Genomic DNA, 21,630 nt, shown 5'->3' on the forward strand with positions numbered 1-21,630 from the left:
GGAGGTACGCTATGTCCTTATTCCAATAAATAATTTCGCTATAGGAATTTTACTTGCCCGGTGTTTAGCCATAAAATCACCGCGATTGATTGCTGCGACATATCGTCACTGCGTTATTTCTTTTCAAGCTCAGAGACCATTGCTCTCTGTTAAGGATTTCCAGCATGCCCGAAGCGACAGGACTCATGGCCCACAACTGGGGCTTTGCCATTTTCCTTCTGGGCGTGGTCGGCCTGTGTGCCTTCATGCTCGGCGTGTCGAGCCTGCTCGGGTCAAAAGCCTGGGGCCGAAGCAAGAATGAACCGTTCGAGTCCGGCATGCTGCCTACCGGTGGCGCCCGCTTGCGGCTCTCAGCCAAATTCTATCTGGTCGCGATGCTCTTCGTGATCTTCGATATCGAAGCCCTCTTTCTCTTTGCCTGGTCTGTGTCCGTCCGCGAAAGCGGCTGGACCGGATTTGTCGAAGCTCTCGTTTTCATAGCAATTCTGTTGGCAGGTCTTGTCTACCTTTACCGGGTGGGGGCTCTTGATTGGGCTCCGGAAGCTCGGCGCAAGCGGCAAGCGAAGCTGAAACAATGAGGCTTTGGCAATGCAATACAATCTCACCCGGATCGACCCCGATGCTCCTAACGAGCAGTATCCGATCGGCAAGCGGGAAACCGTCGCCGATCCGTTAGAAGATCAAGTCCACAAAAATATCTTCATGGGCAAGCTCGAAGACGTGCTGAACAGCACGGTCAACTGGGGTCGCAAGAACTCCCTGTGGCCGTACAACTTCGGCCTTTCGTGCTGCTACGTGGAAATGACCACCGCCTTCACGGCGCCCCACGACATCGCGCGCTTTGGCGCCGAGGTTATCCGGGCATCGCCGCGCCAGGCGGATTTCATGGTTATCGCCGGTACCTGCTTCATCAAGATGGCGCCGATCATCCAGCGCCTCTACGAGCAGATGCTCGAACCCAAGTGGGTTATCTCCATGGGTTCGTGCGCCAACTCCGGTGGCATGTACGACATCTATTCCGTTGTTCAAGGGGTGGACAAGTTCCTGCCCGTGGATGTCTACGTGCCCGGCTGCCCTCCTCGCCCCGAAGCGTTCCTGCAAGGCTTGATGCTGCTGCAGGAATCGATTGGCCAGGAGCGGCGCCCTCTGTCCTGGGTCGTTGGTGATCAAGGCGTCTATCGCGCCGAGATGCCGTCGCAAAAGGAACAGCGCCGCGAACAGCGTATCGCAGTCACCAACCTGCGCAGCCCCGACGAAGTCTGATCCAAGCTCTGTTCTGAAGAAGAAACGAGAACCTGGCTTCATTCTTTACGTTGACCGAAAGCGATAAATAACCATGACTACAGGCAGTGCTCTGTACATCCCGCCTTACAAGGCAGACGACCAGGATGTGGTCGTCGAACTGAACAACCGTTTTGGCCCCGAGGCGTTCACCGCCCAGCCGACCCGCACCGGCATGCCGGTGCTTTGGGTTGCCCGTGCCAAACTCGTCGAAGTCCTGACCTTCCTGCGCAACCTGCCCAAGCCGTACGTCATGCTCTATGACCTGCACGGCGTGGACGAGCGCCTGCGCACCAAGCGTCAAGGGCTGCCCGACGGCGTCGACTTCACCGTGTTCTATCACTTGATGTCGATCGAACGTAATAGTGACGTAATGATCAAGGTCGCCTTGTCCGAGAGCGACCTCAGCGTGCCGACCGTGACCGGCATCTGGCCGAACGCCAACTGGTACGAACGCGAAGTCTGGGACATGTACGGGATCGACTTCCCCGGCCACCCGCACCTGTCGCGCATCATGATGCCGCCGACCTGGGAAGGTCACCCGCTGCGCAAGGACTTCCCGGCCCGCGCCACCGAGTTCGACCCGTTCAGCCTGTCCCTGGCCAAGCAACAGCTCGAGGAAGAAGCCGCGCGCTTCAAGCCGGAAGACTGGGGCATGAAGCGTTCGGGCGCCAACGAGGACTACATGTTCCTCAACCTCGGCCCCAACCACCCTTCAGCCCACGGTGCGTTCCGCATCATCCTGCAGCTGGACGGCGAAGAGATCGTCGACTGCGTCCCGGACATCGGCTACCACCACCGTGGTGCCGAGAAAATGGCCGAGCGCCAGTCCTGGCACAGCTACATTCCGTACACCGACCGCATCGACTACCTCGGCGGCGTGATGAACAACCTGCCGTACGTGCTTTCGGTCGAGAAACTCGCCGGGATCAAGGTGCCGGACCGGGTCGATGTCATCCGCATCATGATGGCCGAGTTCTTCCGCATCACCAGCCACCTGCTGTTCCTGGGGACCTATATCCAGGACGTGGGCGCGATGACGCCGGTGTTTTTCACCTTCACCGACCGTCAAAAAGCCTACACCGTGATCGAAGCCATCACCGGTTTCCGCCTGCACCCGGCCTGGTACCGCATCGGCGGCGTGGCCCACGATTTGCCGCGCGGCTGGGAAAAACTGGTCAAGGATTTCGTCGAGTGGATGCCCAAGCGCCTGGACGAGTACACCAAGGCCGCCCTGCAGAACAGCATCCTCAAGGGTCGTACCATCGGCGTCGCTGCCTACAACACCAAGGAAGCCCTGGAATGGGGCGTCACCGGTGCCGGCCTGCGTTCCACCGGTTGCGATTTCGACCTGCGCAAGGCGCGCCCGTATTCCGGCTACGAAAACTTCGAGTTCGAAGTCCCGCTGGCGGCCAACGGTGACGCCTACGACCGCTGCATGGTTCGCGTCGAGGAGATGCGCCAGAGCGTCAAGATCATCGAGCAATGCATGCGCAACATGCCGGAAGGCCCGTACAAGGCGGATCACCCGCTGACCACGCCGCCGCCGAAAGAGCGCACGCTGCAACACATCGAGACCCTGATCACGCACTTCCTGCAGGTTTCGTGGGGCCCGGTCATGCCGGCCAACGAATCCTTCCAGATGATCGAAGCGACCAAGGGCATCAACAGTTATTACCTGACGAGCGACGGCGGCACCATGAGCTACCGCACCCGGATTCGCACCCCAAGCTACCCGCACCTGCAGCAGATCCCTTCGGTGATCAAAGGCAGCATGGTCGCGGACTTGATCGCGTACCTGGGTAGTATCGATTTCGTTATGGCCGACGTGGACCGCTAAGCATGAACAGCACGCTTATCCAGACAGACCGTTTCGCCCTGAGCGAAACCGAGCGCTCGGCCATCGAGCACGAGCTGCATCACTACGAAGACCCGCGCGCGGCGTCGATCGAAGCCCTGAAGATCGTCCAGAAGGAACGTGGGTGGGTGCCTGACGGCGCGCTCTACGCCATCGGCGAGATCCTTGGCATCCCGGCCAGCGACGTCGAAGGCGTTGCTACCTTCTACAGCCAGATTTTCCGCCAGCCGGTAGGCCGCCACATCATCCGCGTCTGCGACAGCATGGTCTGCTACATCGGCGGCCACGAATCGGTGGTCAGCGAGATCCAAGGCAAGCTGGGCATCGGCCTGGGCCAGACCACCGCCGACGGCCGCTTCACGCTGCTGCCGGTGTGCTGCCTGGGCAACTGCGACAAGGCACCGGCGCTGATGATCGACGACGACACCTTCGGTGACGTCCAGCCGGATGGCGTCGCCAAACTGCTGGAGGGCTACGTATGACCCTGACTTCCTTCGGGCCCGCCAACCGCATCCAGCGTTCGGCCGAAACCCATCCCCTGACCTGGCGCCTGCGTGACGACGGCGAGGCAGTCTGGCTGGACGAATACCAGGCGAAGAACGGCTATGCCGCCGCGCGCAAGGCATTCGCCGACATGGCCGCCGATGACATCGTCCAGACCGTGAAAGACTCCGGCCTCAAGGGCCGTGGCGGTGCGGGCTTCCCCACCGGCGTGAAGTGGGGCCTGATGCCCAAGGATGAGTCCATCAACATCCGCTACCTGCTCTGCAACGCGGACGAGATGGAACCCAACACCTGGAAGGACCGCATGCTGATGGAGCAACTGCCCCATCTGCTGATCGAAGGCATGCTGATCAGCGCCCGTGCGCTGAAGACCTACCGTGGCTACATCTTCCTGCGCGGCGAGTACACCACCGCCGCCAAGCACCTGAACCGTGCCGTGGAAGAAGCCAAGGCCGCAGGCCTGTTGGGCAAGAACATCCTGGGCAGCGGCTTCGATTTCGAACTGTTCGTCCACACCGGCGCCGGGCGTTACATCTGCGGTGAAGAAACCGCGCTGATCAACTCCCTGGAAGGCCGCCGCGCCAACCCGCGCTCCAAGCCGCCCTTCCCTGCCGCCGTTGGCGTGTGGGGCAAGCCGACCTGCGTGAACAACGTCGAGACCCTGTGCAACGTGCCGGCGATCATCGCCGACGGCGTGGACTGGTACAAATCCCTGGCCCGTGACGGCAGCGAAGACATGGGCACCAAGCTCATGGGCTTCTCCGGCAAGGTCAAGAACCCTGGCCTGTGGGAACTGCCGTTCGGCGTCACCGCGCGCGAGCTGTTCGAGGACTACGCCGGCGGCATGCGCGACGGCTACAAGCTCAAGTGCTGGCAGCCCGGCGGCGCCGGTACCGGCTTCCTGCTGCCGGAACACCTGGACGCACAAATGTACGCCGGCGGCATCGCCAAGGTCGGCACCCGTATGGGTACTGGCCTGGCAATGGCGGTGGACGACAGCGTCAACATGGTCTCGCTGCTGCGCAACATGGAGCAGTTTTTCTCCCGTGAATCCTGTGGGTTCTGCACCCCTTGCCGCGATGGCCTGCCCTGGAGCGTCAAGCTCCTGATGGCCATCGAGAAAGGCCAAGGCCAACCCGGCGACATCGAGACCCTGTTGGGCCTGGTGGGTTTCCTCGGCCCAGGCAAGACCTTCTGTGCTCACGCACCGGGTGCCGTGGAGCCGTTGGGCAGCGCGATCAAATATTTCCGCCCTGAATTCGAGGCCGGCATCGCGCCAACCCGCGCGGGCGACCTCAATCAGGTGGTCACGCCGACCATGGTCGGCGCGTAACGACGCTTAAAAAGGCGAAGGGTCCGTGCCCTTCGCCTTTCGTTCGATGACGCCTTTTCACCGAGGCTGTTTGGATTCGGACGAATGACAAGATTCCATTAGCCACGCCCGCTGACACCGGGCCAACGAAGAACTTTGAACCATGGCCACTATCCACGTAGACGGCAAAGAGCTCGAAGTCGATGGCGCAGACAACCTGTTACAGGCATGTCTGTCGCTGGGCCTCGACATTCCTTATTTCTGCTGGCACCCCGCCCTTGGCAGCGTTGGCGCCTGTCGCCAATGCGCAGTCAAGCAGTACACCGACGAGAACGACAAGCGTGGTCGGATCGTCATGTCCTGCATGACCCCCGCCACCGACGGCAGCTGGATCTCCATCGACGACGAAGAAGCGAAAGTGTTTCGCGCCAGCGTCGTCGAATGGCTGATGACCAACCACCCTCACGACTGCCCGGTCTGTGAAGAAGGCGGACACTGCCACCTGCAAGACATGACCGTGATGACCGGCCACAACGAGCGCCGTTATCGCTTCACCAAGCGTACCCACCAGAACCAGGACCTCGGCCCGTTCATTTCCCACGAGATGAACCGCTGCATCGCCTGCTACCGCTGCGTGCGTTTCTACAAGGACTACGCCGGCGGCACCGACCTGGGCGTATTCGGCGCCCACGACAACGTGTACTTCGGTCGCGTTGAAGACGGCACCCTGGAAAGCGAATTCTCCGGCAACCTCACCGAGGTCTGCCCGACCGGTGTGTTCACCGACAAGACCCACTCCGAGCGCTACAACCGCAAGTGGGACATGCAGTTCGCACCGAGCATCTGTCATGGCTGCTCCAGCGGTTGCAACATCAGCCCGGGCGAGCGCTACGGCGAACTGCGTCGCATCGAAAACCGCTACAACGGCTCGGTGAACCAGTACTTCCTGTGCGACCGTGGCCGTTTCGGCTATGGCTACGTCAACCGCAAGGATCGCCCGCGCCAGCCGCTGCTGGCAGACGGCGCCAAGCTGAGCCTGGACGAAGCCCTGGACAAGGCCGCCGAACTGCTGCGCGGTCGCAACATCGTCGGCATCGGCTCGCCTCGCGCCAGCCTGGAAAGCAACTACGCCCTGCGTGAACTGGTCGGCGCCGAGCACTTCTACAGTGGCATCGAGGCCGGCGAGCTGGAACGCATCCGCCTGGTGCTGCAAGTGCTCAAGGACAGTCCGCTGCCCGTGCCGACGATGCGCGACATCGAAGACCACGACGCGGTGTTCGTCCTTGGCGAAGACCTGACCCAGACCGCCGCCCGCATGGCCCTGGCCCTGCGCCAGTCGGTCAAGGGCAAGGCCGAGGACATGGCCGACGCCATGCGCGTCCAGCCGTGGCTCGACGCCGCCGTGAAGAACATCGGCCAGCATGCGCTGAACCCGCTGTTCATCGCCAGCCTTGCTGAAACCAAGCTCGACGACGTGGCCGAAGAATGCGTCCACGCCGCCCCGGACGACCTGGCGCGCATCGGTTTTGCCGTGGCCCACGCCCTGGACGCCAGCGCCCCGGCCGTCGACGGCCTGGACAGTGAAGCCGCCGCCCTCGCCCAACGCATCGCCGACGCCCTGCTGGCCGCCAAGCGTCCTTTGATCATTGCCGGCACCTCCCTGGGTTCCAAGGCGCTAATCGAAGCCGCCGCCAACATCGCCAAGGCCTTGAAGCTGCGCGAGAAGAACGGTTCCATCAGCCTGGTCGTGCCGGAAGCCAACAGCCTCGGCCTGGCCATGCTCGGTGGCGAATCGGTCGATGCAGCCCTGCAAGCGGTGATCGACGGCAGCGCCGACGCCATCGTGGTGCTGGAGAACGACCTGTTCACCCGCACTGACAAGGCCAAGGTCGATGCCGCGCTGAACGCCGCCAAGGTTGTGATCGTCGCCGACCACCAGAAAACCGCCACCACCGACCGCGCCGACCTGGTGCTGCCGGCGGCGAGCTTCGCCGAAGGCGACGGTACGCTGGTCAGCCAGGAAGGTCGCGCCCAGCGCTTCTTCCAGGTTTTCGACCCGCAATACCTGGACGCCAGCATCCTCGTCCACGAAGGCTGGCGCTGGCTGCACGCCCTGCGCGCCACCCTGCTGAACCAGCCGATCGACTGGACGCAACTGGACCACGTCACCGCCGCCGTCGCTTCGAGCAGCCCGCAACTGGCGCGCATCGTCGATGCCGCGCCGTCCGCCGCGTTCCGCATCAAGGGCCTGAAGCTTGCTCGCGAACCGCTGCGCTACTCCGGTCGCACCGCAATGCGCGCCAACATCAGCGTCCACGAACCACGCACCTCCCAGGACAACGACACGGCGTTCTCCTTCTCCATGGAAGGTTACTCGGGCTCCGCCGAACCGCGCTCGCAAGTGCCGTTCGCCTGGTCGCCGGGCTGGAACTCGCCACAAGCCTGGAACAAGTTCCAGGACGAAGTCGGCGGTCACCTGCGTGCCGGTGATCCGGGCACTCGCCTGATCGAAAGCCAGGGCGATGGCCTGGGCTGGTTCGCCAGCGTCCCACGTGCCTTCAATCCGGCACCGGGCACCTGGCAGGTCGTGCCGTTCCATCACCTGTTCGGCAGCGAAGAGAACTCTTCCAAGGCCGAACCGGTGCAGGAACGCATCCCGGCCGCCTACGTGGCACTGGCCAAGTCCGAAGCCGATCGCCTGGGCGTCAACGACGGTGCCCTGCTGAGCCTGAACGTGGCGGGCCAGACCTTGCGTCTGCCGCTGCGCATCAATGAAGAACTGGGCGCCGGCCTGGTGGCCCTGCCGGCTGGCCTGGCGGGTATTCCACCGGCGATTTTCGGCAAGACTGTCGACGGTCTGCAGGAGGCAGCGCAATGAGCTGGTTTACCCCTGAAGTGATCGCCGTGATCCTGACGGTCCTCAAGGCCATCGTGATCCTGCTGGCCGTGGTGGTCTGCGGCGCATTGCTGAGCTTCGTCGAACGTCGCCTGCTGGGCTGGTGGCAGGACCGCTACGGTCCAAACCGCGTTGGTCCGTTCGGCATGTTCCAGATCGCCGCCGACATGATCAAGATGTTCTTCAAGGAAGACTGGACCCCTCCGTTTGCCGACAAGGTGATCTTCACCCTGGCACCGGTGGTCGCCATGAGCGCCTTGCTGATCGCCTTCGCAATCATCCCGATCACCCCGACCTGGGGCGTGGCGGACCTGAACATCGGCCTGCTGTTCTTCTTCGCCATGGCGGGCCTGTCGGTGTATGCGGTGCTGTTCGCCGGTTGGTCGAGCAACAACAAGTTCGCCCTCCTCGGCAGCCTGCGGGCCTCGGCCCAGACCGTGTCCTACGAAGTGTTCATGGGCCTGTCGCTGATGGGCATCGTGATCCAGGCCGGCTCGTTCAACATGCGCGACATCGTCGAGTACCAGGCGCAGAACCTGTGGTTCATCATTCCGCAGTTCTTCGGTTTCTGTACCTTCTTCATCGCGGGCGTGGCCGTGACTCACCGTCACCCCTTCGACCAGCCGGAAGCGGAGCAGGAACTGGCAGACGGTTACCACATCGAATATGCCGGCATGAAATGGGGCATGTTCTTCGTTGGCGAGTACATCGGCATCATCCTGATCTCGGCGCTGCTGGTAACGCTGTTCTTCGGTGGCTGGCACGGTCCGTTCGGCATCCTGCCGCAACTGTCCTTCGTCTGGTTCGCCCTGAAGACCGCGTTCTTCATCATGCTGTTCGTCCTGCTGCGCGCCTCCATCCCGCGCCCACGCTACGACCAGGTGATGGATTTCAGCTGGAAATTCTGCCTGCCGCTGACCCTGATCAACATGCTGGTGACCGCTGCGATCGTTTTGATGAACGCGCCCGCGGCCGCGGTTCAGTGAGGATTTGACCCATGTTCAAATATATTGGCGACATCGTTAAGGGTACCGGTACCCAACTGCGAAGCCTGGTCATGATCTTCGGCCATGGCTTTCGCAAGCGCGACACCCTGCAATACCCGGAAGAACCGGTCTACCTGGCACCGCGTTATCGCGGTCGTATCGTCCTGACCCGCGACCCCGACGGCGAAGAGCGCTGCGTGGCCTGCAACCTGTGCGCCGTGGCGTGCCCGGTGGGTTGCATCTCGCTGCAGAAAGCCGAGACCGAAGACGGTCGCTGGTACCCGGACTTCTTCCGCATCAACTTCTCTCGCTGCATTTTCTGCGGCCTCTGCGAGGAAGCGTGCCCGACCACCGCGATCCAGCTCACGCCGGATTTCGAAATGGCCGAGTTCAAGCGTCAGGACCTGGTGTACGAGAAAGAAGACCTGCTGATTTCCGGTCCCGGTAAAAACCCTGATTACAACTTCTATCGTGTTGCAGGTATGGCCATTGCCGGTAAGCCGAAAGGCGCCGCGCAGAACGAAGCCGAACCGATCAACGTGAAGAGCTTGCTGCCTTAAGGAAGAAAGATGGAATTCGCTTTCTATTTCGCATCGGGTATCGCGGTGGTGTCCACGCTTCGTGTGGTCACCAACACCAACCCCGTGCACGCCCTGCTCTACCTGATCATTTCGCTGATCGCCGTGGCCATGACCTTCTTTGCCCTCGGTGCGCCGTTCGCCGGTGCCCTGGAAGTGATCGCCTACGCCGGCGCCATCATGGTGCTGTTCGTCTTCGTGGTGATGATGCTCAACCTCGGTCCGGCGGCGGTCCAGCAGGAACGCTCGTGGCTCAAGCCTGGCATCTGGGCGGGACCGGTGATCCTCTCCGCCCTGCTGCTCGGTGAACTGCTGTATGTGCTGTTCGCCCACCAGAGCGGCCAGGCCATCGGCCACACCACCGTGGGCGCGAAAGCCGTGGGCATCAGCCTGTTCGGTCCGTACCTGCTGGTGGTCGAACTCGCCTCGATGCTGCTGCTTGCCGCAGTCGTCACGGCGTTCCATTTGGGCCGTAACGAGGCGAAGGAGTAATCACATGCCTGCTATCCCTCTCGAACATGGCCTGGCAGTTGCCGGCATCCTGTTCTGTCTCGGTCTGGTCGGCCTGATGGTCCGCCGCAACATTCTGTTCGTGCTGATGAGCCTGGAGGTCATGATGAATGCCTCCGCCCTGGCCTTCATCGTCGCGGGCGCTCGCTGGGCGCAACCGGATGGACAGATCATGTTCATCCTGGTGATCAGCCTGGCAGCCGCCGAGGCCAGTATTGGCCTGGCGATCCTGTTGCAGCTGTATCGCCGCTTCCACACTCTCGATATTGACGCTGCCAGCGAGATGCGCGGATGAACCTTCTTTTCCTGACTTTCATATTCCCCCTCATCGGTTTCCTGCTGCTGTCGTTCTCCCGTGGACGCTGGTCGGAAAACCTTTCGGCGCTGGTTGGCGTGGGTTCCATCGGCCTGTCCGCCATCGTCACGGCCTACGTGATCTGGCAGTTCAACGTCGTCCCGCCGGAAGGTGGCGCGTACGTGCAGGTGCTGTGGCGCTGGATGGCGGTAGAAGGCTTTACGCCGAACTTCGCCCTCTACCTCGACGGCCTGTCGGTGACCATGCTCGGCGTGGTGGTCGGCGTGGGTTTCCTGATCCACCTGTTCGCCTCCTGGTACATGCGCGGTGAAGCCGGTTACTCGCGCTTCTTCGCCTACACCAACCTGTTCATCGCCAGCATGCTGTTCCTGGTGCTCGGCGATAACCTGTTGTTCCTGTACTTCGGCTGGGAAGGCGTGGGCCTGTGCTCGTACCTGTTGATCGGTTTCTACTACAGCAACCGCAACAACGGTAACGCCGCACTCAAGGCCTTCATCGTCACCCGCATCGGCGACGTGTTCATGGCCATCGGCCTGTTCATCCTGTTCCAGCAACTGGGCACGCTGAACATCCAGGAACTGCTGGTCAAGGCACCCGAGCACTTCAAGGCCGGTGACTTCTGGATCGTCCTGGCGACCCTGATGCTGCTGGGCGGCGCCGTCGGTAAATCCGCGCAACTTCCGCTGCAAACCTGGTTGGCGGACGCGATGGCCGGCCCGACGCCGGTTTCGGCACTGATCCACGCCGCGACCATGGTCACCGCCGGTGTCTACCTGATCGCCCGTACCCACGGCCTGTTCGCCCTGGCGCCGGACATCCTGCACCTGGTCGGTATCGTGGGCGGCGTGACCCTGGTGCTGGCTGGTTTTGCCGCACTGGTGCAGACCGACATCAAGCGCATCCTCGCCTACTCGACCATGAGCCAGATCGGCTATATGTTCCTGGCCCTGGGCGTCGGCGCCTGGGAAGGCGCGATCTTCCACCTGATGACCCACGCCTTCTTCAAGGCCCTGTTGTTCCTCGCCTCCGGTGCGGTGATCGTGGCCTGCCACCACGAGCAGAACATCTTCAAGATGGGCGGCCTGTGGAAGAAACTGCCGCTGGCCTATGCCAGCTTCATCGTTGGCGGCGCGGCCCTGGCGGCCCTGCCACTGGTCACCGCCGGCTTCTACTCCAAGGACGAAATCCTCTGGGAAGCGTTCGCCAGCGGTAACCAGGGTCTGCTTTATGCCGGCCTGGTGGGTGCGTTCATGACCTCGCTGTACACCTTCCGCCTGATCTTCATCGCGTTCCACGGTGAGGCCAAGACTGAAGCCCACGCCGGCCACGGCATTGCCCATTGGCTGCCGCTGTCGGTGCTGATCGTGCTGTCGACCTTCGTCGGCGCCATGATCACCCCACCGCTGGCCGATGTGCTGCCGCAAAGCGTCGGCCATGCCGGCGGCGAAGCCAAGCACAGCCTGGAAATCGCCTCGGGTGCCATCGCCCTGGCGGGTATCCTGCTGGCCGCCCTGCTGTTCCTGGGCAAGCGTCGCTTCGTCACGGCCATCGCCAACAGCGGCATCGGGCGTTTCCTCTCGGCCTGGTGGTTCGCTGCCTGGGGCTTCGATTGGATCTACGACAAACTGTTCGTCAAGCCATACCTTGCGATCAGCCACATTCTGCGCAAAGACCCGCTCGACCAGACCATTGGCCTGATCCCGCGCATGGCCAAGGGCGGCCACACCGCCCTGAGCCGTACCGAGACCGGTCAACTGCGTTGGTATGCGGCTTCCATGGCGGCTGGCGCCGTGCTGGTTATCGGCGCCATCGTGCTGGTAGCGGTCTGATATGAACCTTGCGAACTTGCGAAAGGAAACGAGCCCGTCATGATTCTGCCCTGGCTAATCCTGATCCCCTTCATCGGCGGCCTGCTGTGCTGGATGGCGGAGCGTTCCAGCTCTACCCTCCCGCGCTGGATTGCGCTGCTGACCATGTCCCTGGAACTCGCGCTCGGCCTCTGGCTGTGGGCGACCGGCGACTATTCATTTGCACCGGCCCCTGGCGCCGATCCGACCTGGGCGCTTGAGTTCAAGCACACCTGGATCGCGCGCTTCGGCATCAGCGTGCACCTGGCCCTCGACGGCCTGTCGCTGCTGATGATCCTGCTGACCGGCCTGCTGGGTATCCTCTCGGTACTCTGCTCCTGGAAAGAGATCCAGCGCCACGTCGGTTTCTTCCACCTGAACCTGATGTGGATCCTGGGCGGTGTCGTCGGCGTGTTCCTGGCGCTGGACCTGTTCATGTTCTTCTTCTTCTGGGAAATGATGCTGGTGCCGATGTACTTCCTCATCGCGCTCTGGGGTCACAGTTCGTCGGACGGCAAGAAGACCCGGATCTACGCGGCGACCAAGTTCTTCATCTTCACCCAGGCTTCCGGCCTGATCATGTTGGTGGCGATCCTTGGCCTGGTCCTGGTGAACTTCAACAACACTGGCGTGATTACCTTCAACTACGCCGACCTGTTGAAAGTGCAGATGTCCAAGACCACCGAGTACGTGCTGATGCTGGGCTTCTTCATCGCCTTCGCGGTGAAGCTGCCGGTAGTGCCGTTCCACTCCTGGCTGCCGGATGCCCATGCCCAGGCACCGACCGCAGGTTCCGTGGACCTGGCCGGTATTCTGCTGAAGACCGCGGCCTACGGCCTGCTGCGCTTTGCCCTGCCGCTGTTCCCCAACGCTTCGGCCGAGTTCGCGCCGATTGCAATGACCCTGGGCCTGATCGGGATTTTCTACGGTGCGTTCCTGGCCTTCGCCCAGACCGACATCAAGCGCCTGATCGCATTCTCCAGCGTTTCGCACATGGGCTTCGTGTTGATCGGGATCTACTCCGGCAGCCAGCTGGCCCTGCAAGGCGCGGTGATCCAGATGCTCGCCCACGGCCTGTCGGCGGCGGCGCTGTTTATCCTCAGTGGCCAGTTGTACGAGCGCCTGCACACCCGTGACATGCGTGAAATGGGCGGCATCTGGTCGCGCATCGCCTACCTGCCGGCCATCAGCCTGTTCTTCGCGGCCGCGTCCCTGGGCCTGCCGGGTACTGGCAACTTCGTCGGCGAGTTCCTGATCCTGATCGGCTCGTTCGTCAGCGCGCCATGGATCACCGCGATTGCCACGTCCGGCCTGGTGTTCGGTTCGGTCTACTCGCTGATCATGATCCACCGCGCCTACTTCGGTCCGGCCAAGTCGGACGAAGTGCTGCGTGGCATGGACGGTCGCGAACTGATCATGGTGCTTGGCCTTGCGGTGCTGCTGGTTTACCTCGGCGTCTATCCGCAGCCGTTCCTCGACACTTCCGCCGCCACGATGCATGGCGTGCAGCAGTGGCTCGGCACCGCCTTCTCTCAACTCGCTTCGGCCCGGTAAGAGCGCTATGGAATTCACGATTCAACACTTTATCGCGCTTGCGCCGCTGTTGATCACCAGCGCCACGATCATCGTGGTGATGCTGGCGATCGCCTGGCGCCGCAATCACTCGCAGACCTTCCTGCTGTCGGTGGCGGGGCTGAACCTGGCCTTGCTGTCGATTCTGCCGGCCCTGAAAGTCGCGCCACTGGCGGTCACACCGCTGATCCAGATCGATAGCTTCGCGTGCCTGTACATGGCGCTGATCCTGGTCGCCACCCTCGCTTGCGTCACCCTCGCCCACGCCTACCTGGGTGATGGCGGTTCGGGTTACCCGGGCAACCGCGAAGAACTGTACCTGCTGATCCTGATGGCCGCCGCCGGTGGCCTGGTCCTGGTCAGCGCGCAGCACCTGGCCAGCCTGTTCATCGGCCTGGAACTGCTGTCGGTGCCGGTCTACGGCCTGGTGGCCTACGCCTTCTTCAACAAGCGCTCGCTGGAAGCCGGCATCAAGTACATGGTGCTGTCGGCGGCCGGTTCCGCGTTCCTGTTGTTCGGCATGGCCCTGCTCTACGCCGAAGCCGGCACCCTGAGCTTCGTCGGCATCGGCCAGGCCCTGGCGGCCACCGGCCTGCCTAGCCCGATCGCGCAACTGGGCCTGGGCATGATGCTGATCGGCCTGGCGTTCAAGCTGTCGCTGGTTCCGTTCCACCTGTGGACCCCGGACGTGTACGAAGGCGCCCCGGCGCCCGTGGCGGCGTTCCTCGCCACCGCGTCGAAAGTGGCGGTGTTCGCGGTCATGGTGCGGCTGTTCCAGATCTCGCCAGTGGCGAGCAGCGGCGTGCTGAGCAACGTGCTGACCATCATCGCCATCGCGTCGATCCTGTTCGGTAACCTGCTGGCACTGACCCAGAGCAACCTCAAGCGTCTGCTGGGTTACTCGTCCATCGCCCACTTCGGCTACCTGCTGATCGCCCTGATCGCCAGCAAGGGCCTGGCCGTGGAAGCCATCGGCGTGTACCTGGTCACCTACGTGATCACCAGCCTCGGCGCCTTCGGCGTGATCACCCTGATGTCCTCGCCGTACAACGGCCGCGACGCCGACGCCCTGTACGAATACCGCGGCCTGTTCTGGCGCCGTCCGTACCTGACCGCCGTACTGACCGTGATGATGCTGTCCCTGGCCGGCATCCCGCTGACCGCCGGTTTCATCGGCAAGTTCTACATCATCGCCACCGGCGTCGAGGCTCACCAATGGTGGCTGGTCGGCTCCCTGGTGCTGGGCAGTGCCATCGGCGTGTTCTACTACCTGCGCGTCATGGTCACCCTGTACCTGATGGAACCGAACCTGCGTCGCCACGATGCCGAGTTGCACTGGGAACAAAAGGCAGGCGGCGTGATGCTGCTGGCTATCGCCATCCTGGCGTTCTTCCTCGGTGTGTATCCGCAGCCGTTGCTGACCTTGGTTCAGCAGGCTGGGTTGACCGGCTGATTGCCTGAGCGTCATCGGTAACAAAAATGCCCGTATCGTGAGATGCGGGCATTTTTTTTGGCTGCTCTATCACAAGGCGTGATAGCCGGCCGGCCTTGGCTCAGCCAGACTCAGGCGATTGATACTAACACCTTATTCAATATGATTTATTTTGCTGCTCATAGCTTCAAAATTAATCACCTATACTCAGCCTTCGAGAGTGACTGCTTCAGAAGACTGGCTCCTACTGTCGATTGCCAAGGAGAAATCCACCATGACTACCACTGCGAAGACCCGATCGGTCACGGCTCATGTCCCGGTCCACCTGGCCGAGAAAGTCGACCTGATGGCCGAGCGACTCGAGCGCTCCAGGAATTGGATCGTCAAACAGGCGTTATCTGCCTGGATCGACCAGGAGGAGGAGCGAAGCCGGCTGACCCATGAAGCGTTGGCGGACGTGGACGCTGGCCGAGTAATTGACCATCAGGCTGTCCAGGCTTGGGCCGACAGTCTCAGCACCGACGCCCCGTTACCGGTACCGCGCTGATGGAGTTGAAGTGGACCAGCAAGGCGCTTTCAGATATTGCCCGGCTTTATGAGTTTCTGGCTTCGGTAAATCAACCCGCCGCCGCGCGGACCGTGCAACAACTCACGGCAGCGCCCAGCTCTCTGCTGGTTAACCCGCGAATTGGTGAACGCCTGGAAGAGTTCGAACCTCGAGACGTACGCAGAATTCAGGTCGGCCATTACGAAATGCGCTATGAAATAGTCGGTTCTACCCTTTACCTGCTACGCCTTTGGCACACCCGTGAGGATCGATGACTTGGGCTTGACCAACCAGACCACCGTCGCGCAGAAGCAGTTTTCATTTTGGAAGCCGCTGCGTTGAGCGTCGATATCGAGTGCGTAGTGGTCGGCGCAGGCGTCGTCGGCCTGGCCGTGGCGCGGGAGATGGCACAGGCCGGGCATGAAGTGCTGGTGATCGAAGCAGGCGATGCCATCGGCACGGGCATCAGTTCGCGCAATTCCGAAGTGATCCATGCCGGGCTTTATTACCCGCCCGGCAGTCTCAAGGCGCAGTTGTGCGTCGAAGGCCGGCGACGGCTATATGAGTACTGCGACAGCCACGGCGTCGAGACTCGCCGGCTCGGTAAATTGATCGTGGCCAAGGATCAGGCACAGTTGGCGGGGCTTGAAATGCTGCTGGCCCGCGGCCTGCTCAACGGCGTCGACGACCTGCGCCTGCTCGATCAGGAACAAGCACAGGCACTGGAGCCGGAGCTGTCCTGTGTCGGCGCGTTGTACTCGCCCTCCACCGGAATCGTTGACGTCCATGCCTTGATGCTGGCGCTGCAGGGCGATGCCGAGGCGGCCGGCGCCAACGTGGTGTTTCGCACGCCCTTGCTGGAGGCCCGGGTTATCGACGAGGGCTTCAGCCTGGTGTTGGGCGGCACGGCGCAGATGACATTGTCCTGCCGGCAATTGATCAACGCCGCTGGCCTCCAGGCCCCTGCCCTCGCCCGCCGGATCGAAGGCCTCGACCGGCATTGGGTGCCTGATGAATACCTGTGCAAGGGCAACTACTTCCAACTGTCCGGGCGGGCGCCGTTCCGCCATCTGGTCTACCCCGCGCCGGAAGCGGCCGGCCTGGGCATTCACATGACCCTCGACCTGGCCGGCCAGGCGCGCTTCGGTCCTGACACCGAATGGGTCGATACGGAAGATTACCGAGTGGATCCGGCTCGAGCCGAAGCCTTTTACCAGGCCATTCGAAATTACTGGCCAGGCCTGCCCGATCAGAGCCTGCAACCGGCCTACAGCGGGATCCGCCCGAAAATTTCCGCACCGGGGGAACCGGCTCGGGACTTTCTGATCAGCGCTGCCGCCGAGCATGGAATACCGGGTCTGATCAACCTGTTCGGCATCGAATCGCCCGGACTGACATCTTGCCTGGCGCTGGCGGAACGGGTTCGGCAACAGATCGACAACACCTGACCCGGCAGCGCAAAGTGCAAGGCGTTTTAACCGCCGCTCATGCAGCCTGCACGATGACAAAACTCGACTCCGTCATAACTAACTGTTTTTAAAGAGAATTTAAAAGCGACTCGGCTGGCACGAGGGATGCACCTTTCCTGTCACGTGGCGTCGGCGCTCGAAGCCGGCCCGCATCCGTGAATGACCGAGGAGCAGCACATGAACGCCATCGACCTGTTGAAAGCCGACCATGAACGCGTCAAAGCCATCCTCACTCAGCTGAGTGAATCCACTGATCGCGCCGTCAAGAAACGCACCGAGCTGCTGGCGAAGCTGGAAATGGAAGTGACCATCCATACCCGCCTCGAAGAAGAAATCCTCTACCCGGCCTTCAAGCAGGAAGGCGGCAAGGAAGAAGCCGAGATGTACTACGAAGCCAAGGAAGAGCACCGCACCGTCGACTCGCTGGTGCTGCCGGACCTGAAAACCACCGATCCTTCCCAGCCTGAATTTGCGGGCCGGGTGAAGGTGGTCAAGGAGCTGCTGGAGCACCACATCGAGGAAGAAGAAAAGGAAATGTTCCCGAAAGCCAAGAAGGTGCTGGGTAAGGCCAAGCTGGACGCCTTGGGCGAACAGATGGAAACCATGAAGGCGCAGTACAAGAAAGAACTGAGCAGCGCCAACCTCGCCGCTTGATCGAAGGCCGCGAACGCTTCAGCCACTCATCAGGATTGAAGCGTTCCGGCCTTTATTGCATCCGCTCGCGCAGGAACTCCACCAGCGCCTGCACCGGGCGCGAAGCCTGGCGATGTTGCGGGTAGACCGCCGACAGCGCCAACGGCTCGGTTTCAAAGCCCTCCAGCAGCTTGACCAACCGCCCGTCCTTCAACGCCTCACCAAGGATGAAGGTCGGCAGGTAGGTGATCCCCATACCGGCGATCGCCGCATCCCTGAGCAGGTCGCCGTTATTGGCCCGCATCCGCCCCGCCACTTCCAGGACCAGCGGTTTGCCATTTCCCTCGAAACGCCACTGCACCTGACGGCTGTGTCCATAGGGCAGGCAGTCGTGATTGCGCAGGTCTTCAGGTCGTGCGGGCGTGCCGTTCTCCGCGAGATAGGCCGGGCTGGCGCAGTACACCCGTTCGATGCTCGCGATGCGCCGGGCGATCAGGGTTGAATCCTCCAGCACGCCGATCCTCAGCGCCAGGTCGTAGCCCTCGCCCAGCAGGTCCACCGAGCGATCGCTCAGGTCCACCTCGACGCTAACGTCCCGGTAGCGCTGCAAGAACTGCGGCAGCAGGCAGCCCAGGTGCGCCACGGCGAACGACAACGGCGCGCTGAGTCGAATGGTCCCGCGCGGCTCGCTGGTCTGGCCGCTGATGCCCTGCTCCACTTGCTCGACTTCACTGAGCAGGCGCAACGCCGCCTCGTAGTAGCGCTGGCCGAGCGGCGTCACGTCCAGCCGTCGCGTCGAGCGGTTGAGCAAGCGCACGCCCAGCCGTTGCTCCAGCTCCATGAGCTTGCGGCTGACGAATTGCTTGGACAGCCCGAGCTTGTCCGCCGCCGCGGTGAAACTGCCCGACTCCATGACCTGGGCAAAGATGCGCATTTCTTCGAAGGGGTTCATTGTCATTCCGTGGGTGGGACTTAGAAACATCCAAGCCAAATACAAAACCTGTGGCGAGGGGATTTATCCCCGCTGGGCTGCGTAGCAGACCCAATAACTAACCATGTGAACATTCTGACACACCGAGTAAGCCTATTTTGAGCTGCTGCGCAGCCCAGCGGGGATAAATCCCCTCGCCACAAGGGTGCTTCGGCAGACAAAAAGATGCCCGCACATTGGCGGGCACCTGTTCAGCCAGGACGCTGCTTACTTGGCCGTCAGCGCCGAGTAGCTGTTCATCAGGTTGCGGTAGTTCGGAATGCGCTGGGACAGCAGGTTGCCCAGGCCTTCGATGTCGTTGCGCCAGTCGCGGTGCAGCTCACAGGCCACCGAGAACCAGTTCATCATCTGCGCGCCCGCAGCAGTCATGCGCACCCAGGCGGCTTGCTGCACGGTTTCGTTGAAGGTACCCGAGGCGTCGGTCACGACGAATACGTCGAAACCTTCCGCCAGGGCCGACAGGGTCGGGAATGCCACGCAGACATCAGTCACCACGCCAGCGATGATCAGTTGCTTGCGGCCAGTGGCCTTGATCGCCTTGACGAAGTCTTCGTTGTCCCAAGCGTTGATCTGGCCTGGACGTGGAATGTACGGCGCGTCCGGGAACATTTCCTTGAGCTCCGGCACGATCGGGCCGTTAGGGCCTTGTTCGAAGCTGGTGGTCAGGATGGTTGGCAGGCCGAAGAATTTAGCCAGGTCAGCCAACGCCAATACGTTGTTCTTGAACTCGTTGGGCGAGAAATCCTGGACCAGGGAAATCAGGCCAGTCTGGTGATCGACCAGCAGGACCACCGCGTCGTCTTTGTTCAGGCGGTTGTAGGCGGGAACGTTGCTCATGGGATGACTCCTTTGGGATGGATGTTACAGCCCCCATGTGGGAGCGGGCTTGCTCGCGAAGGCGTCGTCACATCCAACAACCTTGCCAGCGGACCCAACCCGGGCGGCGGCCCCGCCCCCCCCCCCCCCCCCCCCCACACCACCCCCCCCCCCCCCCCCCCCCCCCCCCCCCCCCCGCTCCCACAGGGGAATATGTTTGTCAGTCAAAAGGCAAAGCAGGAACAGCCAAACGCGCCCCAGAAACCCTGGAAGTCGCTGACCGGGACGTTCGACAAGCGCGCCCGTTCGTGGCTGTGGGAGTGCACCGTGCACGGACCGCTGCACTGGTGGACCTGGGCCTGCAACGGTGAGGTCGGACGCCAATGGCCCGGGACCTTGACCACGGGCGACCAGTCCGGCAGCACCGGGACGCTGGCCGGGCCGAGTTTTTCGAAGTCGCCGGCGGCGTAGACCACCTTGCCGTCGACCACGGTCAACACCGACTCGATCCACTTGATGGCTTCTTCCTCGACGCTGAAGAAGTCCGCGCTCAGGGCAGCCAAGTCCGCCAGTTGGCCGACCTTGATCTGGCCTTTCTTGCCCTGCTCGGACGAGAACCAGGCGCTGCCATGGGTGAACAGTTCCAGCGCGGTCAGGCGCGGCAGGCCTTCTTCGTGCAACGACAGGCCGCCAACGGTACGACCGCTGACCATCCAGTACAGCGAGGTCCACGGGTTGTAGCTGGAGACGCGGGTGGCGTCGGTGCCGGCGCCCACCGGCACGCCTTCGGCGAGCATGCGCTTGATCGGCGGCGTGGCCTCGGCCGCCTTGGCGCCGTAGCGATCAACGAAATATTCGCCCTGGAAGGCCATGCGGTCCTGGATTGCGATACCGCCGCCCAGTGCTCGCACGCGTTCGATGTTCTTCGGCGTAATGGTCTCGGCGTGGTCAAAGAACCATGGCAGGCCGTTGAACGGGATGTCGCGGTTGACCTTCTCGAACACGTCGAGCATGCGGCTGATGGATTCGTCATAGGTCGCGTGCAGGCGGAATGGCCAGCGCTGTTCCACCAGATGACGAACCACCGGTTCCAGGTCCTGCTCCATGCCTGGCGGCAGGTCCGGGCGCGGTTCGAGGAAGTCTTCGAAGTCCGCTGCGGAGAACACCAGCATTTCGCCGGCGCCGTTGTGCCGCAGGAAGTCGTCGCCCTGGTGCAGCTTGACGCTGCCGGTCCAGTTCTTGAAGTCGGTGAGCTCTTCCTTGGGCTTCTGGGTGAACAGGTTGTAGGCGATGCGCACCGTCATCTGTTGCTCGCGGGCCAATTGCTCGATCACCGCGTAGTCGTCCGGGTAGTTCTGGTAGCCGCCGCCGGCGTCGATGGCGCTGGTCAGGCCCAGGCGATTGAGCTCGCGCATGAACTGGCGGGTGGAGTTGACCTGGTATTCCAGCGGCAGCTTCGGTCCCTTCGCCAGGGTCGAGTAAAGGATCATCGCGTTGGGCCGCGCCACCAGCATGCCGGTCGGATTCCCGTTGGCATCGCGAACAATCTCGCCACCGGGCGGGTTCGGCGTGTCGCGTGTGTAGCCGGCCACGCGCAACGCGGCGCGGTTGAGCAAGGCGCGGTCGTACAAATGCAACACGAACACCGGGGTATCGGGCGCGGCCTGGTTGAGTTCTTCCAGGGTCGGCATGCGTTTTTCGGCGAACTGGAATTCATTCCAGCCGCCCACTACGCGTACCCATTGTGGCGTCGGCGTGCGGTCGGCCTGGTCCTTGAGCATGCGCAAGGCATCGGCCAAGGACGGCACACCTTCCCAGCGCAATTCCAGGTTGTAGTTCAAGCCGCCACGGATCAGGTGCAGGTGCGAGTCGTTGAGCCCGGGAATGACGGTGCGGCCCTTGAGGTCAATGACCTGGGTGCCGCTGCCACGCAAGGCCATGGCCTCGGCGTCGGTGCCCACGGCGACGAAGCGCCCTTGGCTGATGGCAACCGCGCTGGCGCGAGGCTTCTCGCGGTCGACGGTGTGGAATTGGCCATTGAACAGAATCAGATCGGCGTTCATAGGGTTTCCTTGTGAATGG

At 62.3% G+C, this 21,630-nt stretch carries 20 protein-coding genes; 17 read left to right on the forward strand and 3 right to left on the reverse strand.

The features are described 5' to 3' along the window. Positions 1–164 precede the first annotated feature (164 nt). The 17 genes from JMN22_RS11740 to JMN22_RS11820 all read left to right on the forward strand — a co-directional run bounded on the left by JMN22_RS11740 (position 165) and on the right by JMN22_RS11820 (position 17,762). Positions 165–578 (forward strand): NADH-quinone oxidoreductase subunit A, encoded by a 414-nt coding sequence (locus JMN22_RS11740; protein WP_030141323.1) that lies wholly within the window; start codon positions 165–167, stop codon positions 576–578. A 10-nt stretch (positions 579–588) separates the two neighbouring features. Beyond that, a complete protein-coding gene (locus JMN22_RS11745; protein WP_030141322.1) occupies positions 589–1,263 on the forward strand; it encodes a NuoB/complex I 20 kDa subunit family protein in 675 nt (224 codons plus the stop codon). A gap of 73 nt (positions 1,264–1,336) precedes the next feature. Continuing rightward, on the forward strand, positions 1,337–3,121 hold the full coding sequence (nuoC, locus tag JMN22_RS11750; RefSeq protein WP_030141321.1) for an NADH-quinone oxidoreductase subunit C/D: 1,785 nt from the start codon (positions 1,337–1,339) through the stop codon (positions 3,119–3,121). Between the two features lie 2 nt (positions 3,122–3,123). Continuing rightward, complete coding sequence (gene nuoE / locus JMN22_RS11755; protein ID WP_018609201.1) at positions 3,124–3,621, forward strand: NADH-quinone oxidoreductase subunit NuoE; 498 nt, start codon at positions 3,124–3,126, stop codon at positions 3,619–3,621. Beyond that, entirely contained in the window at positions 3,618–4,976 is a 1,359-nt protein-coding gene (nuoF, locus tag JMN22_RS11760; protein WP_198796049.1) for an NADH-quinone oxidoreductase subunit NuoF, read from the forward strand. Before nuoE ends, nuoF begins: the two co-directional genes overlap by 4 nt. 142 nt (positions 4,977–5,118) lie before the next feature. Next, a complete protein-coding gene (nuoG, locus tag JMN22_RS11765; protein ID WP_198796048.1) occupies positions 5,119–7,833 on the forward strand; it encodes an NADH-quinone oxidoreductase subunit NuoG in 2,715 nt (904 codons plus the stop codon). Then, complete coding sequence (gene nuoH / locus JMN22_RS11770) at positions 7,830–8,837, forward strand: NADH-quinone oxidoreductase subunit NuoH (protein ID WP_030141318.1); 1,008 nt, start codon at positions 7,830–7,832, stop codon at positions 8,835–8,837. Before nuoG ends, nuoH begins: the two co-directional genes overlap by 4 nt. Before the next feature lie 11 nt (positions 8,838–8,848). Beyond that, entirely contained in the window at positions 8,849–9,397 is a 549-nt protein-coding gene (gene nuoI, locus JMN22_RS11775) for an NADH-quinone oxidoreductase subunit NuoI (protein WP_003180051.1), read from the forward strand. Between the two features lie 9 nt (positions 9,398–9,406). After that, positions 9,407–9,907, forward strand: coding sequence for an NADH-quinone oxidoreductase subunit J (nuoJ, locus tag JMN22_RS11780; protein ID WP_030141317.1), 501 nt, complete (start codon positions 9,407–9,409; stop codon positions 9,905–9,907). A 4-nt stretch (positions 9,908–9,911) separates the two neighbouring features. Continuing rightward, a complete protein-coding gene (nuoK, locus tag JMN22_RS11785; protein ID WP_003180046.1) occupies positions 9,912–10,220 on the forward strand; it encodes an NADH-quinone oxidoreductase subunit NuoK in 309 nt (102 codons plus the stop codon). Next, positions 10,217–12,070, forward strand: a complete 1,854-nt coding sequence (nuoL, locus tag JMN22_RS11790) for an NADH-quinone oxidoreductase subunit L (RefSeq protein ID WP_198796047.1) — start codon at positions 10,217–10,219, stop codon at positions 12,068–12,070. The genes nuoK and nuoL overlap by 4 nt, the downstream gene beginning before the upstream one ends. A gap of 39 nt (positions 12,071–12,109) precedes the next feature. Then, positions 12,110–13,642: an NADH-quinone oxidoreductase subunit M gene (nuoM, locus tag JMN22_RS11795; protein ID WP_030141315.1), complete on the forward strand. Its 1,533-nt coding sequence runs from the start codon at positions 12,110–12,112 to the stop codon at positions 13,640–13,642. A 7-nt stretch (positions 13,643–13,649) separates the two neighbouring features. Beyond that, positions 13,650–15,113: an NADH-quinone oxidoreductase subunit NuoN gene (gene nuoN / locus JMN22_RS11800; protein ID WP_198796046.1), complete on the forward strand. Its 1,464-nt coding sequence runs from the start codon at positions 13,650–13,652 to the stop codon at positions 15,111–15,113. 253 nt (positions 15,114–15,366) lie between these two features. Continuing rightward, a complete protein-coding gene (locus JMN22_RS11805; RefSeq protein ID WP_030141313.1) occupies positions 15,367–15,639 on the forward strand; it encodes a CopG family ribbon-helix-helix protein in 273 nt (90 codons plus the stop codon). Then, a complete protein-coding gene (locus JMN22_RS11810) occupies positions 15,639–15,914 on the forward strand; it encodes a type II toxin-antitoxin system RelE/ParE family toxin (RefSeq protein ID WP_198796045.1) in 276 nt (91 codons plus the stop codon). Before JMN22_RS11805 ends, JMN22_RS11810 begins: the two co-directional genes overlap by 1 nt. 63 nt (positions 15,915–15,977) lie before the next feature. Then, positions 15,978–17,087, forward strand: a complete 1,110-nt coding sequence (locus JMN22_RS11815) for an NAD(P)/FAD-dependent oxidoreductase (protein WP_198796044.1) — start codon at positions 15,978–15,980, stop codon at positions 17,085–17,087. 198 nt (positions 17,088–17,285) lie between these two features. Beyond that, the gene (locus JMN22_RS11820; protein WP_030141310.1) at positions 17,286–17,762 is read left to right on the forward strand and encodes a hemerythrin domain-containing protein; all 477 of its coding nucleotides are present in this window, start codon (positions 17,286–17,288) and stop codon (positions 17,760–17,762) included. 52 nt (positions 17,763–17,814) lie between these two features. On the opposite strand, the gene JMN22_RS11825 is transcribed toward JMN22_RS11820, so the two are convergent. The 3 genes from JMN22_RS11825 to JMN22_RS11840 form a co-directional block, all read right to left on the reverse strand. After that, positions 17,815–18,693, reverse strand: coding sequence for a LysR family transcriptional regulator (locus JMN22_RS11825; RefSeq protein ID WP_198796043.1), 879 nt, complete (start codon positions 18,691–18,693; stop codon positions 17,815–17,817). Positions 18,694–18,939: 246 nt separating this feature from the next. Then, positions 18,940–19,569 (reverse strand): isochorismate family cysteine hydrolase YcaC, encoded by a 630-nt coding sequence (ycaC, locus tag JMN22_RS11830; protein WP_030141308.1) that lies wholly within the window; start codon positions 19,567–19,569, stop codon positions 18,940–18,942. Positions 19,570–19,772: 203 nt separating this feature from the next. Next, positions 19,773–21,611 (reverse strand): amidohydrolase, encoded by a 1,839-nt coding sequence (locus tag JMN22_RS11840; protein WP_198796073.1) that lies wholly within the window; start codon positions 21,609–21,611, stop codon positions 19,773–19,775. Positions 21,612–21,630: the final 19 nt, after the last annotated feature.

This window comes from Pseudomonas sp. HB05 (assembly GCF_016756915.1).
GTDB lineage: Bacteria > Pseudomonadota > Gammaproteobacteria > Pseudomonadales > Pseudomonadaceae > Aquipseudomonas > Aquipseudomonas alvandae.

Bases quoted from the DNA above. Each gene is read 5' to 3' on its own strand.
- JMN22_RS11740 (WP_030141323.1), top strand. From the start codon at position 165: ATGCCCGAAGCGACAGGACTCATGGCCCACAACTGGGGCTTTGCCATT.
- JMN22_RS11745 (WP_030141322.1), top strand. From the start codon at position 589: ATGCAATACAATCTCACCCGGATCGACCCCGATGCTCCTAACGAGCAG.
- nuoC (WP_030141321.1), top strand. From the start codon at position 1,337: ATGACTACAGGCAGTGCTCTGTACATCCCGCCTTACAAGGCAGACGAC.
- nuoE (WP_018609201.1), top strand. From the start codon at position 3,124: ATGAACAGCACGCTTATCCAGACAGACCGTTTCGCCCTGAGCGAAACC.
- nuoF (WP_198796049.1), top strand. From the start codon at position 3,618: ATGACCCTGACTTCCTTCGGGCCCGCCAACCGCATCCAGCGTTCGGCC.
- nuoG (WP_198796048.1), top strand. From the start codon at position 5,119: ATGGCCACTATCCACGTAGACGGCAAAGAGCTCGAAGTCGATGGCGCA.
- nuoH (WP_030141318.1), top strand. From the start codon at position 7,830: ATGAGCTGGTTTACCCCTGAAGTGATCGCCGTGATCCTGACGGTCCTC.
- nuoI (WP_003180051.1), top strand. From the start codon at position 8,849: ATGTTCAAATATATTGGCGACATCGTTAAGGGTACCGGTACCCAACTG.
- nuoJ (WP_030141317.1), top strand. From the start codon at position 9,407: ATGGAATTCGCTTTCTATTTCGCATCGGGTATCGCGGTGGTGTCCACG.
- nuoK (WP_003180046.1), top strand. From the start codon at position 9,912: ATGCCTGCTATCCCTCTCGAACATGGCCTGGCAGTTGCCGGCATCCTG.
- nuoL (WP_198796047.1), top strand. From the start codon at position 10,217: ATGAACCTTCTTTTCCTGACTTTCATATTCCCCCTCATCGGTTTCCTG.
- nuoM (WP_030141315.1), top strand. From the start codon at position 12,110: ATGATTCTGCCCTGGCTAATCCTGATCCCCTTCATCGGCGGCCTGCTG.
- nuoN (WP_198796046.1), top strand. From the start codon at position 13,650: ATGGAATTCACGATTCAACACTTTATCGCGCTTGCGCCGCTGTTGATC.
- JMN22_RS11805 (WP_030141313.1), top strand. From the start codon at position 15,367: ATGACTACCACTGCGAAGACCCGATCGGTCACGGCTCATGTCCCGGTC.
- JMN22_RS11810 (WP_198796045.1), top strand. From the start codon at position 15,639: ATGGAGTTGAAGTGGACCAGCAAGGCGCTTTCAGATATTGCCCGGCTT.
- JMN22_RS11820 (WP_030141310.1), top strand. From the start codon at position 17,286: ATGAACGCCATCGACCTGTTGAAAGCCGACCATGAACGCGTCAAAGCC.
- JMN22_RS11825 (WP_198796043.1), bottom strand. From the start codon at position 18,693: ATGAACCCCTTCGAAGAAATGCGCATCTTTGCCCAGGTCATGGAGTCG.
- ycaC (WP_030141308.1), bottom strand. From the start codon at position 19,569: ATGAGCAACGTTCCCGCCTACAACCGCCTGAACAAAGACGACGCGGTG.
- JMN22_RS11840 (WP_198796073.1), bottom strand. From the start codon at position 21,611: ATGAACGCCGATCTGATTCTGTTCAATGGCCAATTCCACACCGTCGAC.